Here is a 13,124-nt window from a genome sequence, read left to right on the forward strand (position 1 = left end):
CTGCGATGCCGGCGAAGCAGCGGCTCTCGCTCCCGATCCGTGACGGCCCCATCACTGTTGCGCCTACCTTTGGCAACGCTCACGCAGTTTTTTGCAACTACGACGTGGTTGTCCGATGAGATGGAGCGGGTGATGGGAATCGAACCCACGTCATCAGCTTGGGAAGCTGAGGTTCTACCATTAAACTACACCCGCATCGCCCGACCGGCCTGAATACAATAATCACAAGCCAGCTGTGAGTCCACAGATGAATGCCTGGGAGATAAGAGAATGAAGCGCAAACATTACGCACAGGAATTGCGCGAGCTGCAGGCCGAACTGGTAGCGCTCCAGGAGTGGGTAAAAGATACCTCCCAGCGCATCATCGTAGTCTTTGAAGGCCGCGATGCCGCGGGTAAGGGGGGGTGTATTCGAGCGCTCACCGAGCGGGTAAGTCCTCGGGTATTTCGCGTGGTGGCGTTGCCCAAGCCTTCAGACCGTGAAAAAAGCCAAATCTATCTGCAGCGCTATATCAGTCATTTTCCCGCGGCGGGGGAGATCGTGGTATTCGATCGCAGCTGGTACAACCGGGCCGGCGTAGAGCGGGTCATGGGGTTTTGTACTGAGCAGGAGTCCCAGCGCTTCTTGCAGGAATGCCCAAATTTTGAGCGGAGCATGATCGTAGACAGTGGTGTGATTTTCCTGAAGTACTGGTTGGAGGTCAGCGAAGAAAAGCAGGAGCGGCGTTTTCAGGACCGCATCGATGATCCGGTCAAACAGTGGAAACTATCGCCCATGGATCTGCCGTCACGGGAGCGTTGGTACGAGTACTCCCGGGCGCGAGACGATATGTTCCGGGCCACGGATACGGATTTTGCGCCCTGGAACATTCTCAACGCCGATGATAAACGACGGGCCCGGTTAAATATGATCCGGCACTTTTTGTCGCAGGTGCCATATACGAAAGAGGATCGTCCCTCTATCGCACTACCGCCCCGGGATATGAATGATGCCTACGATGACAGTGCCAGCATCGCAGAGCGACGTTGGGTGGAAGACCACTACCGTTAATTCAGCGTGATTTCGATAGTCGTTTCGCCGTCCACCATGAACATCGATTCCTCGAAGTCCGGCTCGCCCAGCATGCGCTTATAGTTGCTGAAGCCGTAGCCCTCGCTGGGTATCCCCAGCATATTGGTATCCAGCTCGCCGTTAGCGTTTTCGTCGTGATACAGCTTGACGGCGTAGGGTCCTGGTGCCAGATCCTGGAATACAAGGCGGACTTTAGGACCTGCAACGCTGTCTTTGGCGGTGGCCACGGGTCCCAGGCTGTCTTCCCAACCCTCGGGTGAGTTGAATACCGCCACCATCATCGCACCGCCCATGCGCTCGATGCCGACGACATCGACGATCAACTGGTCTGCTTTGCCCGGGATTGCCAACCCAAGTCCCAGACACAAGACTGCGCCGGTCAATTTGTTTGAGAGTGTTCCGCCCGACATCGCTGTGCCTTTGAGTAGCTTCCTGGGGAACAAGGGTAGTACGCGGCGCGCTTTCATGCATCTTTTATCCCCTAATACCGAGTTGTCGGTTAGCTGGATAGCGCGTTAGCAGCTTCATCGGTTTCACGGGTTCCAATGGCGACTTTCCTCTGACACTCATTAAATCGAGCAGGTAAGCTCGCCCAGTCTTTCTGTGAGCTTCTGGTTTTCGCGATAGTCGATGGGGACCAGAACCAGGCTCGGTCCTCGGTGTTCCCGCGCGGCCTGCAGCACCTCAGGGAGCTCACCTCCTGACTCCACCTGCTGATAGTGCCAGTCAAAGGCGGCGGCCAGCTGACGCCAGTCAGGATTGCCGAAGGCCAGGTCGGTGTGGTGGCCGAATTCCTGGTCCTGCTTCCAGGCAATGAGTCCATAGGCATGATCTTCCCAGATCATCACCGTGATGTTGCTCTCCAATCGTTTCGCTGTCTCCATTTCCTGTACGTTCATGAGAAAACCAGCATCACCACAGATGCTGATGATCTCGCGCTCCGGATCCACCATGGATGCCCCGATGGCACCGGGAAGGGCGAAACCCATGGAGCAGAATCCATTGGGAATGAGGCAGCCGTTGGGCGTGCTGCAGTGATAGTGGCGCGCAATCCACATTTTGTGAGCCCCCACGTCGGACAGGAGCAGGCCGTTGTCGCCGTAGAGCTTTTCTACTTCGTGGAGTACTTTCTGTGGCTTGATGGGGCCTCGTCCGTCATCACTTGAGTGCTCCAAAAGCTCCGACTGCATATCGCCGCGCGTGGCTGCCTGCTGGGCCATGTCAAAATCCGGCGCGGACTCTTCTTTAAAGGCCGCTACCAGCGCGGCAAGATTGTCCGCGATGTCTCCCACCAGCTCGCATTGCGGGTTGAAATGCTCGTCGATCTCGGCAGGGAGGAAATCGATGCTCACCACCGGTTTGTCACCCTCGGGGTTCCACAGGTGGGGATGATACTCAACCATGTCAAAACCAATGGCGATAACCAGATCCGCAGCGTCGATGGCGCAGGTGCCGATGTCTTTCGTGCCCAGTCCGATGGTGTACAGGCACTCGGGCGCATCGGGGTCTACGGCGCCTTTGCCCATGAACGTATTGAGTACGCCGATACCGGTAAGGCTCACGAGCTCCCGGAGCTCACTGGAAGCGCGCTTTCGTACGCAGCCGTTGCCCGCAAGAATCACCGGTCGCTTGGCGCTGCGAATACGAGCGGCTAATTCCTTAACCGCCTCGGCTGCGGCCTGCGGGCGCCGGTAGCGGATGGGTAATATGGGCTCCGCGGCGGTGTGCCTTTTGGCGACGTCTTCGGGAAGTTCCACCAACACCGCGCCGGGCTTCTCCGTGCGTGCCACCCGCACGGCCTTGCGGATGATTTCGGGGATGGTGTCCGCATGGATCACCGTCTCGGCCCACTTGGTGACCGGTTCGAACATCTTTACCACATCCATGATCTGATGGGATTCCTTGTGCAGGCGCTTGGTGCTGCCCTGGCCCGTGAGCACCAGCATGGGCGTACGGTCCATATTGGCATCAGCGACCCCGGTGATAAGGTTAGTGGCGCCGGGGCCCAGGGTGCTGAGACAGGCCGCCGGTGTGCCGGTCAGACGACCGTAGACCTCTGCCATAAAGGCGGCGCCCTGCTCATGGCGGCAAAGAATGAAGCGCAGCTGTGAGGAGTTTTCCAGACTCATCATAAAGTCGGCGTTTCTTCCCCGGGTACGCCGAAAATGTATTCGATACCCTCCATTTCAAGACATTTAACAAACAGGTCTGAAGCCTTCATTCCCTTTATTCTCCCAGTGAAGCTGTGGATGAGCTGCCCGCTGCGTGCATTAAGCGGGGAGGGCGACGGGTCAACGGGCCGTCGCAGTTGGGACAGAGGGTATCTAAGTTATTGATACAACTCCTATAGCAGGTGCATCACAGGAACCGATGGTGGCTTCGCCTATACTGGGTATCTTTCACCGAGGAAGAAGTCACATGTTCAGACCAGGCAAAGTTACGGCTATAAAGCCCGCCATTGCTCTGCTGCTTAGTTTGCTGGGGTTGGGAACCGCGGCAAGCCGCGCGGATTCACTGTACGTAGGTGCTGGCGCTTACTTTACCGATGTGGAGCTCACCGTCGGCGGTGAGGACGACATTACGCCGGCGGGCTTTATCGGCTATCAGTTTCTGGACAGCAATGTACTCATGTTGTCGGCGGAGGCGGGCTACTACGACCTCGGTGCCTGGTCCGGGACCCTGGATGACGTCAGTTACTCCGTGGATGCCAGTGCGCTGACGGTGGCTGGCGTTGCCTATGTGCCCCTGGGACCGTTCTTTGAGGTTTATGCGAAGGCGGGACTTGCCGCGGTAGAGTTGAAATCGCGGTTTGCGGATATTCCCCGTACCGATGACGATACAGAAACTTTTATTGGCGCCGGCGTGGCTCTGGATTTTTTTGACACCATCGACGTCTACGCAGAGTACCTGCAGTTCGACAACCAGATTGATTCACAAATGGTGGGTGTAGGCATTCGCTTCGATTTTTTTTGAGGCGCTCCGTCGTGACTGTCATGCTCTGCACTAAAAAAGCTGTTAGCATTTTAGGATAATAGCTCTTGCGGTTGCTTTGGACAGCCGCCTGGCTGTTGGATGTCGCCCCAAAAAAAGAAAAGGCGCTTATCGACCCTCACACTCCAAGCTTGGTTCTTTATGCATTCGCTGGCGGCGGTCAAGCCGGGGAGGGTGGCTTTCCTGAAGGCGGCGCCCGTGGCAATCCCTGTCAGCTGAGTCTTCTTTCTTCGGCCCCCGACGCGTCCCCTATCCCCGACTGCGATACCCAGTGTCTGAGTTGGCGCATCGACGATGATGTCTGCGCGCTGCGCTGCTGGTCCCCCGCTGATCGTGAAATACAGCTTTGCGGCCACGGTATGCTGTGCAGCGGCGCGGCGTGGCTTCGCGAAGGCCAGACTCTGAGTCAGCTGGAGATGAACGGTCTCCGCGCGGCTTTCCATGCGGACGACGACAGGTACTGGATCGGTCTGCCCTCAATCAGCTGCTCAGCCTGCCGGGTTCCCCATTGGATTGGCGAGTTTTTTACCGTACCACCCTGGCGCGCGGCAGAAGCGGGGGATGAGGACGGCTACCTCGTGCTGGAATGGCCCGAAGGTTTTGATTTGCGCAGTTTGCCGGTTCCCCGTTACGCGCTTTATCGCCGCACCCGTCGCGCGCTTATCGTGACGGCGCGGGTAAGGGATCCTCGCTTTGACATACAGCTGCGCTATTTTGCGCCTCAGCATGGGGTGCCTGAAGATACCGCCACCGGGTCGGCTATGCGCGTGCTGGCTACTTACTGGAGGAATCGGGATTTGAGCGACCAGCTGAGCGCGCAGCAGTGCTCCCACTACGGTGGCGAGTTGCATAGCCGTATTCGTGGCGATCTTACCTGGGTGGGTGGGCGCGTCAGCGGGATCTCACCGGGGGCGGCTCCGTGAGCACTGAATCCATCATCGATCGCTTTGTCTCAACGCGTGAGCGCTTCCTGACAATCTGTGAGCCTCTTGAGGTGGAAGATTACGGTTTGCAGGCGGCAGAGTTTGCCAGTCCTCCCAAGTGGCATTTGGCACACAGCTCCTGGTTTTTTGAAACCTTTTTGCTTAAGCCTTTCGTAGTGGGCTATGAACCCCTGGAGCCTCTTTACGAAGTGCTCTTTAACTCTTACTACAACGGTATCGGAGATCAACATCCCCGGGGGCAGCGGGGCCTGCTTTCCCGCCCGTCCCTTGATGAGGTCCTCGCCTATCGGGCGCATGTGGATCGGGCGATGGTTTCCTTATTGAAGGCTGCAGACGAGCACGCCTCCGAGGAGAGCATTATCTCTCGAACCGTGCTGGGTATAGAGCATGAGCGTCAGCACCAGGAGCTGTTTTTTACGGATCTTAAGTTTTCCCTCAGTGCTAACCCGCTGTATCCGAGCTATGTGTCTGCGCCTGCGGAGCAGGGGCAAGCGCTGGAGCCGCTCTTGTGGACAGGATTTGAAGAGGGGCTCGTGGAGATCGGGCACAGCGGGGACGGGTTTTGCTTTGATCACGAGCTGCCCCGCCACCGGGTTTTTCTTGAGTCCTTTGAATTGGCCAACCGGCTGGTGAGCAATGGCGAGTATCAGGCCTTCGTGGATGACGGTGCATACCAGCGCCCGGAGCTTTGGCTGGCAGATGGCTGGGCTGCGGTGCAGGAGAATCATTGGACGGGTCCTCTTCACTGGGTGGATCGTGATGGCGAGGCCCTGGAATTTACCTTAATGGGTTTACAGCCGCGCCAGGCGGCGACACCGGTGAGTCATGTCAGTGGCTACGAGGCGGATGCCTACGCGCGCTGGGCCGGCGCGCGACTGCCCCGTGAAGCTGAATGGGAGCAGGTGGCGGCAAGCCATGTATCAGATTCCCTCCTTTCATCGGTGGACTCGCACCACCCCCGTTCGGCAGTCGGCGGTGATCTTCAGCAGCTCTATGGTGAGTGCTGGCAATGGACCCAGAGTGCCTACAGTCCCTACCCGGGATTCGCGCCCTCGGCGGGTGCTATCGGTGAGTACAACGGCAAGTTTATGAGCAATCAGTGGATTCTCCGGGGAGGCTCCTGCGTCACTCCGCCCAGCCAGGCGCGGCCGACCTATCGCAACTTTTTTTATCCCCGGGATCGCTGGCAGTTCAGCGGCATTCGCCTCGCCAGATAGCTCTGGCCCTAAAACCAGAATAAGGAACCATTGAGCGTCATGAACGAACCGTTGGGCAAAGTGAGCCGCGTCAGCTTTAAAGATGAGCATCCGGATCTGGGCGACGGTCGGGAGGAGATAATCAAAGGGCTATCTTTACCTCAGAAAAGCGCTGATCCCAAATGGTTCTACGATCAGCGCGGATCCGAGCTCTTTGACGAGATTACCCGTTTGCCCGAGTACTACCCCACGCGTACCGAAGTCCTGATTCTTGAACAACAGCGTGAGGCTATTGCCAAAATCTGCGGCTCGGATTGCGTGTTGATTGAGCCCGGCAGTGGATCCAGTGAGAAAGTGCGTATTTTGCTGGATGCGCTCAGACCCTCTCTGTATGTTCCCATCGATATTTCGGCCTCTTTTCTCAGGGACTCGGCAGAGCTGCTGGGTGAAGAGTACCCGTGGCTGGATATTCATGCGGTGTGCGCCGATTTCAACGGCGGTTGGGCTTTTCTGGAGACACTGGCCCCGTCGCCGCGGGTGGTGTTCTATCCGGGTTCGACCATTGGCAATCTTGAGCCTGATATGGCGCTGCGTTTTTTGAAAAGTTTGCGGGACATGGCGGGCCCCGATGGGGGTGTGCTGATCGGCGTGGATACCCACAAGTCGACGGAGCGACTCAACGCCGCCTACAACGACAGCGCCGCTGTCACTGCCGCCTTTAACCTGAATATCCTCCGTCGTATGAACGAGCTCCTGGAGGCAGACTTCGATGAGTCACGCTTCAGCCACCATGCGTTTTACAACGAAAGCCTACGCCGCATCGAAATGCACCTGGTGAGCAATTGCGACCAGCAGGTTCGCTATGACGGGGGGCGTTTTGACTTTCGCGAAGGCGAAACCATCCATACGGAATGTTCCTACAAGTACAGCCTGGAGGACTTTACGGCGCTTGCCCGCTCGGGAGGGTTCGACATCGCAGAAACCTGGCAGGATGACGCGCAGCTGTTTAGCGTGCATTACCTGCGGCCGACGGTTTAGCTAGCCGTCGGTTCAGACCAAAGGGTCTACGGCGCCTGCGCTCACCAGTGCCCGGTGCCAGGCTCGCCCTTGAACGGTCCCACCAGACGGTCGGTAATCCAGCCACCGTAAAACTCCCCGGCCTGCGGTCGCACCCGCTCATCGTTCACCACACACTGCACCCGTGCGGGATAAAAAGAGGCATGGCGGTCAATGGCAGCAAAACTTTCCGAGGGATTGGCGTACAGCCAGGCCACGGGGCGCCCTTGGGGGTCGTCAACCAGCGCGAAGTAGCTTGCCTGTCCTTTCCATTCACAGAAACTGTGGTGGGCGATCTCTCGGAGTTGGGACCAGTCGATGTCTTCTTCCGGGAGGTAATAGGTTGGTGGGCTGGCGGTTTCCAGTACTCTCAATGCGCGGCGTGTTTTGGCGATGGATACACCCGCATCATTCACCTCAACGAGTTCTTCCGTCGACACCAGAACGGGCGGGCGGGGATAATCCCAGACCGACTCCTGACCGGGACCGGGTGCGACGGCAAACTCCGGACGTTCCTTACCGGTATACTTCCACATGCTGCGTGACCTCACTCGGGCGTGCAAAGCAACATCTCTGCTATTGAAAAGATCCTGTGAATCCGACCTTGGGTATCTTGGCGTATTTTAAGATCAATGCAAATGAAGTGACCAACGTGCCAACACCCCACTCGGCAAGGTCAAAAGGTTCATTCTTCTTCCTAATCTTTGCGATCACCTTGCTTGGCATTGTGCTCGTGGGCTTTACGCCGTCGTTCTTTCTGCGGTTTGTCATTGCGGCGGAGCCCCTTCCTTTCTATCTGCACCTCCACGGAGCCTTGCTCACCGGCTGGTTCCTGCTCCTTTGCATGCAGGCTTCTTTGGTTCGTAGCGGCCGTGTCGAGCTTCATAAAAAAGTAGGCCGCTATGTCATGGCCTACGCTGTGGTAGTGGCCGTAGCAGCGCTCATGGCCACGTTTAACTATGTGGGGCGGGAGCTAGGAAAGGGCTTTACGCTGGCGTCTGATATGGGGGATGTGAATCCGCTGCAGGCTTCGGGACTACCCTTTGTCGAGTTTGCCGCGGCGCTGGTGTCTTTCAATATTGCCTCGGTTGTCGGCTTTGTTGTGCTCCTGGCTATGGCGATCGTCCGAAGAGAGCAGCGAGGCCATCACAAACGCTATGTGATGTTTGCCTCACTGTCGATTGTTGCACCCGGGCTGGCGCGGATTTCGCGCATGCTTCTGCAAACGGAGCAGGGCCCCCTCATACCGCTGGGATTGGTCGGGCTGGTAGCGGCGATTGTGGTTTACGATTTCGTCACGCTGCGCGGACTCCATCGCGCCACGGCGATCGCCATCGCCGTGTTTTTTGTTCTCAACGGCATCGCCGGACTTGTGGCGTTGAGCCCTCTGGGTAAAGTTCTTGTGACAAGCTTGGCGTAGCAGGGTTAGTGCCGGGTAAAGCTCACCGGATAGCTCGGTAGGTCAAGCATCGCTGCCGCCTCCGCGGGGGTGGCGATAGGGCGTTCATAGTGCCTGGCGATCTCCACCACCTCTTTCACCAGTTCAACGTTGGTCGGCGTACGATCTCCGCCATAGGGCTCCAGGCCCACCTGTACATGGCCTCCTCGTTGAATAGCGGCTTCTGCGAGACCGCAGCCTGCGCAGTCGGCTCCAAAACTCGACACTAACCAGGGCACATCCCAGTCGCCAAGCATCCCGAGGTAGGCGTCCAGGCTCGTTGCTGTGGGCGGCATGCCAAAGGGCAGTTCGTCTGCCGCAAAGTACAGTTTGATCATGCTGCCGCGGGGAAGCTTGTCCGCCCGATGATAGGCAAGAATGAATTTTAAAAAGCCGGGTTCAAAGATCGATACGCTCATGCCGATGTTGTGGCGACGACAGGCCTCCACGTAATACCGGGAATCGCTCATGTCGTTGCGGTACAGGTAGTCGCTGGGAGCAAAGAGACCGTCTTCATCCAGCAGGGAGAGGTTAAAGGTGCCGGGATCCACCAGACCCTGGGCGAGCAATCCTTCGGCCGCCATGTCCTCGACGTGTTTGTAGCGGGTTTCCACCTTTACCCCTTCCTGGCCCACGGGCATGGTGGGGGTCAGAATGGCATCGGGACGTAACTCCAGTAGTCTGCGCCAGGGCCGGGCGTAGCGTTCGGTATCGAGCTCTCCCGAGCCGCCGATGATGGGTTCATCCGTATGATTGTGGATAAGCGCCGCACCGGCTTCCATGCAGGCCACTGCATCGGCAACGATCTCATCGTCACTGTAGGGGACTGCGGGGTTCAGAGTCTTGCTGGCTGCGCCGTTCAGGGAGGCTTCGATGATGAGCGGTTTTCCCGCTACGGATGGGCTGGTCATAGGGCGTCCTAAAATGGCGTCGTTGCCCCCAGTCTGCGTTACTCAGGCCGCGCGGGAAAGACCTGCGCCAGCGCCCGAAGCCATTCTCAGACGTAATTTCTTAAACCAGGACAGGCGGTCGGTGAACAAAATACCGTCCAGGTGATCGATTTCGTGTTGCACGCACACGGCGTGAAGTCCATCTACCTCGAACTCGCAGGACTTGCCATGGGCATCCTGAGCGCGAAGCGTCACCCGTATGCAGCGCACGACGTTTCCCTCTATGCCAGGCACCGACAGGCAGCTTTCTTCCACGAAGCGGGACTTGGAGCGTCTGAGGATTTCGGGGTTGATGTAGAGCCGAGGGCCAAAGTCATCATCAGGCACGTGAACAACAATGATGCGCTTGAGGATGCCCGCCTGGGGGGCGGAGAGACCAATAGCGCCCGAGTGTGCCAGGGTTTCGAACAGATCGTCGACCTGTTGTTGCAGCACTTCGTCAAAGCTCGACACCGGCTCAGAGTGCTGCCGCAGTCGCTCATCGGGTATTTCAATGATATCCAGGATCGCCATTTAGACGGGTTGCTCCGCCGCGTTTCGGTGTTCCTGATCAAACTGGTCCTGACGAAGAAGCGGCGCAATCAAAATCAGCGTTACAACAAGCAAAGCGATTTCGATGCCATAGACCGTCATGTAACCACTGGCGCTGGCGCTGCTGGCACCGGCGGTTAGGGAGCCGGCCTCGAGAGCGTTGACCATGTCGCGAATGACGCCGCTAAGTGCTACGCCGATCCCCGCTGCCGTAGCCTGTACTGCGCCCCAGGCGCCCAGTGCCAGACCCGCCTGTTCGCGGGGAGCACGATTCATGGTGGAGGTGAGGGTGCCGTGACCAAAGAGGGCACCACCAAAGCCCACCAGGAAGTTGCCGATGACAAACAGCCAGGGATTAACTAAGGGGGCGGCGGTGATCACCAGTGCGAAGGCCGGTAGGCCGATAAACGCGCCGATGCGTGTAGCGACATAGGGATCCATGCCATCGCCTATGGCTTTGGATGCGGCGCCAAAGCCTACCAGGCCACCCACGGCAAACAGTGCGGTGAGCAGGGTGGTGGAGCTCACGGACAGGTTTAAAACATGCCCGCCAAAGGGCTCGAGGAGTATGTCAGCCATGCCAAAGGCCATAGTGCCCATGCCGACAATGGCGAGCCTGCGGATGGTGTGTTCACCCTCGCAGAACTTCAGCCAGGCCTCTTTGAAGCTGGGGTCCTGGGCGACGGTGACGGCGCCGCGCTGGGGGCGTCGGGCTTCCTGCTTCCACACGGCGGTGACGTTAAGGACCAGGGTGAGGAGAGCGGCCATCTGGATCACCTGAACCAGGCGTCCGGGACTGAAGTCAATGAGCACCGTGCCGAAGATCAGCGCGCTGATCATCATGCCAACCAGCAGCATGACGTACATAAGACCCACGACCCGGGGATGGGATTCTTCCGGTGTAAGGTCGGTGGCCAGTGCCAGTCCGGCAGTTTGCACGGTGTGAATGCCGGCGCCGACCAACAAAAACGACGCGGCGGCTGCAACCTGACCCACCCAGGGAGACACGCTGCCGGACAGTCCCTCGCCAGCGAGCACCAGCAGGGCAAAGGGCATGATGGAAAAACCGCCGAACTGCGCCAGGGAGCCTTTCCACACGAAGGGCACGCGGCGCCAGCCCAGGGCGCTCTGATGATTGTCCGAGCGAAAGCCGATGAGGGCGCGAAGGGGGGCAAAGATCAGGGGCATTGCCAGCATCACGCCGACGATGGATGCGGGCACATTGAGCTCTACGATCATGACCCGGTTGAGCGTGCCCACCAGGAGCACCATCGCCATGCCGACGGATATTTGAAAAAGGGACAGGCGCAGAAGGCGTCGCAGAGGCAGGTCAGGCGTCGCGACATCCGCAAAGGGCATGCAGCGTGATCCAAGGGAGGACCACAGAGAAATGAGTTTTCGGTCGAAACGGTTCACCGTTACTCAAGCCTTAGAAATAGTTCGGGGCGACCTGAGCCGCCCCGAAAGGTCTTGTTTAAAACCGCTCACGCGATCTTAGCCACCCCAGAAGGCAGCAAACCAGGTTGTGTTGTTCAGGATCGCGAAATGCACAGTCAGTGCGATAACTGCTACGCCACCCAGCATCAGTGGGATTCCAACTGTAGGATTTACTACAGTCCAAAGTTTTCCGTTATTCATGGTTTACTCCTTAGCCCAACCAGGGGGTTAGTGTGTATGCCAGGGCATGCGCTACCAATGCGATGACGAAAAATACACGCGTACCATCAATGATGTACTTGTGCACCTCTTCTGATTCCCTGATGGTCAAGCCGGTGGGGAACACCTTTTCTCCATTTTCCACTTTAAGTTACTCCGTTACCTATCACAGTGATGGCGGGATCGCTGCCACCAAGGCAACTTTTCCCGTACAGATCAGAGTAGAAAGCCGTCCACTTATTGTCAACAATATATGTCAATTATAGGTGTCAATTTAAGTTTACACATCGACAGAGCAAGGGCTGCATGATGAAGCTTTATTTCAATGGCTTGGGACGGCCGGTCTGCGTACTTGGGTCAAGGAGCTTTCCGCGGCGGTTTTCTGGATGCCGCAGTGAAGCTTAAGGCTCTGAATTTTATAAAAAAACCCCGGCACCATTGCGGCAGCCAGGGCTTTGATATTGAGAATCCCGGCAGCCACCAGCCGTTCAGGTCTGTTGAGGCATACCGGCTAGCTATGTAGCTCTAGCTCAGGTAATGATCGCGCTTGGAGAGCAGGGGCAGCCCCAGCATGGACGAGAAGGGCGTATCGCTCTTGGATTGCAACGGCAGCCCGAAGGAGGTGCTTTTGCCTTCCACGCGATTGCTTTTCAGCGGCAAATTCAGCATCGATGACAGGGGGGTGTCGCTGCTGCTTTTGATCTTCCAGCCGACTTTGGACGAGAAAGTGAAGTCCGAAGCCAGGGGCTTAAACCAGCGGGACAGATGGCTGAGGCCATCCTGCTGCAGGCTGAAACCCAGCGCCTCTGACATGGTGCCGTTTACGAGCGTGGGCAGACCCAGCATATTGGAGAGGGGCGTGGCCTGTTCGCTCAGCGGTACAAAGGGCTCCGGAGCCGGCACGTGGGAATCCGGGAGCGGATCGTGCTCGTCCAGAATCACCTCGACCATGCGCGATGCAATAAAGGGAGGCGTTGCAATAACGAGTGTTCGCCCTTCGGTGAGTCGCGACATATAAAAATCGGCGTGCTCGCCCAGCATGCTGCCCACACGCACTGCATGACTCACCGCCTGGGTGTTTGAATGAGTGTCTGAGGACGTTGCAGGAGCCGCTTCAGCGGTTGTTTCCTCAGTCATCTGAGGGGCCGCCTTGGGGCCTTCCATCACCGCAACATCGTTGCTGCTGTAACCCACGTCTACCAGGGCCTGTGCGGCAGCTCGAGCCCGACCTTCGTCATTATACAAACGCGCTATTAACATCACCTGAATCCTCTTGTAGCAGGTTATTTTG

The 13,124-nt window shown here is 57.7% G+C and carries 15 protein-coding genes and 1 tRNA gene; 6 read left to right on the top strand and 10 right to left on the bottom strand.

The window, feature by feature from the left end:
* Positions 1-121 precede the first annotated feature (121 nt).
* Positions 122-195: transfer RNA gene (locus ACTG3T_RS00005), tRNA-Gly, on the bottom strand.
* Positions 196-270: 75 nt separating this feature from the next.
* On the opposite strand from ACTG3T_RS00005, the gene ppk2 reads away from it, so the two are divergent.
* The gene (ppk2, locus tag ACTG3T_RS00010; RefSeq protein ID WP_439100211.1) at positions 271-1,050 is read left to right on the top strand and encodes a polyphosphate kinase 2; all 780 of its coding nucleotides are present in this window, start codon (positions 271-273) and stop codon (positions 1,048-1,050) included.
* Here ppk2 and ACTG3T_RS00015 read toward each other — a convergent pair.
* Complete coding sequence (locus ACTG3T_RS00015) at positions 1,047-1,538, bottom strand: DUF2141 domain-containing protein (protein WP_439100212.1); 492 nt, start codon at positions 1,536-1,538, stop codon at positions 1,047-1,049. The two genes, ppk2 and ACTG3T_RS00015, sit on opposite strands and share 4 nt — an antisense overlap.
* A gap of 102 nt (positions 1,539-1,640) precedes the next feature.
* The gene (locus tag ACTG3T_RS00020; RefSeq protein WP_439100213.1) at positions 1,641-3,203 is read right to left on the bottom strand and encodes an acetolactate synthase large subunit; all 1,563 of its coding nucleotides are present in this window, start codon (positions 3,201-3,203) and stop codon (positions 1,641-1,643) included.
* A 286-nt stretch (positions 3,204-3,489) separates the two neighbouring features.
* Here ACTG3T_RS00020 and ACTG3T_RS00025 point away from each other — a divergent pair, with 286 nt between their 5' ends.
* From ACTG3T_RS00025 to egtD, 4 genes are all read left to right on the top strand, one after another.
* Entirely contained in the window at positions 3,490-4,044 is a 555-nt protein-coding gene (locus ACTG3T_RS00025; protein ID WP_439100214.1) for an outer membrane protein, read from the top strand.
* Positions 4,045-4,109: 65 nt separating this feature from the next.
* Positions 4,110-4,985 (top strand): PhzF family phenazine biosynthesis protein, encoded by an 876-nt coding sequence (locus ACTG3T_RS00030; protein ID WP_439100215.1) that lies wholly within the window; start codon positions 4,110-4,112, stop codon positions 4,983-4,985.
* Positions 4,982-6,223, top strand: coding sequence for an ergothioneine biosynthesis protein EgtB (gene egtB / locus ACTG3T_RS00035; RefSeq protein WP_439100216.1), 1,242 nt, complete (start codon positions 4,982-4,984; stop codon positions 6,221-6,223). Before ACTG3T_RS00030 ends, egtB begins: the two co-directional genes overlap by 4 nt.
* Before the next feature lie 39 nt (positions 6,224-6,262).
* Positions 6,263-7,240: an L-histidine N(alpha)-methyltransferase gene (gene egtD, locus ACTG3T_RS00040; protein ID WP_439100217.1), complete on the top strand. Its 978-nt coding sequence runs from the start codon at positions 6,263-6,265 to the stop codon at positions 7,238-7,240.
* Between the two features lie 41 nt (positions 7,241-7,281).
* Here the strand turns inward: egtD and ACTG3T_RS00045 are convergent, their stop codons facing one another.
* Positions 7,282-7,794: a DUF427 domain-containing protein gene (locus tag ACTG3T_RS00045; RefSeq protein ID WP_439100218.1), complete on the bottom strand. Its 513-nt coding sequence runs from the start codon at positions 7,792-7,794 to the stop codon at positions 7,282-7,284.
* A 116-nt stretch (positions 7,795-7,910) separates the two neighbouring features.
* On the opposite strand from ACTG3T_RS00045, the gene ACTG3T_RS00050 reads away from it, so the two are divergent.
* Positions 7,911-8,678: a hypothetical protein gene (locus ACTG3T_RS00050; protein WP_439100219.1), complete on the top strand. Its 768-nt coding sequence runs from the start codon at positions 7,911-7,913 to the stop codon at positions 8,676-8,678.
* A gap of 5 nt (positions 8,679-8,683) precedes the next feature.
* Here ACTG3T_RS00050 and ACTG3T_RS00055 read toward each other — a convergent pair whose 3' ends face one another.
* From ACTG3T_RS00055 to ACTG3T_RS00080, 6 genes are all read right to left on the bottom strand, one after another.
* The gene (locus ACTG3T_RS00055; RefSeq protein ID WP_439100220.1) at positions 8,684-9,607 is read right to left on the bottom strand and encodes a 3-keto-5-aminohexanoate cleavage protein; all 924 of its coding nucleotides are present in this window, start codon (positions 9,605-9,607) and stop codon (positions 8,684-8,686) included.
* 42 nt (positions 9,608-9,649) lie between these two features.
* Positions 9,650-10,159: a peptide deformylase gene (gene def / locus ACTG3T_RS00060; protein ID WP_439100221.1), complete on the bottom strand. Its 510-nt coding sequence runs from the start codon at positions 10,157-10,159 to the stop codon at positions 9,650-9,652.
* Positions 10,160-11,593: a PucC family protein gene (locus ACTG3T_RS00065; RefSeq protein WP_439100222.1), complete on the bottom strand. Its 1,434-nt coding sequence runs from the start codon at positions 11,591-11,593 to the stop codon at positions 10,160-10,162.
* 78 nt (positions 11,594-11,671) lie between these two features.
* Complete coding sequence (locus tag ACTG3T_RS00070; RefSeq protein WP_009024244.1) at positions 11,672-11,815, bottom strand: light-harvesting protein; 144 nt, start codon at positions 11,813-11,815, stop codon at positions 11,672-11,674.
* Positions 11,816-11,825: 10 nt separating this feature from the next.
* Complete coding sequence (gene pufB, locus ACTG3T_RS00075; RefSeq protein WP_008293020.1) at positions 11,826-11,978, bottom strand: light-harvesting antenna LH1, beta subunit; 153 nt, start codon at positions 11,976-11,978, stop codon at positions 11,826-11,828.
* A gap of 380 nt (positions 11,979-12,358) precedes the next feature.
* The gene (locus ACTG3T_RS00080; protein ID WP_439100223.1) at positions 12,359-13,093 is read right to left on the bottom strand and encodes a hypothetical protein; all 735 of its coding nucleotides are present in this window, start codon (positions 13,091-13,093) and stop codon (positions 12,359-12,361) included.
* Positions 13,094-13,124: the final 31 nt, after the last annotated feature.

This window comes from Congregibacter sp., assembly GCF_965660375.1.
Classification (GTDB): Bacteria; Pseudomonadota; Gammaproteobacteria; order Pseudomonadales; family Halieaceae; genus Congregibacter.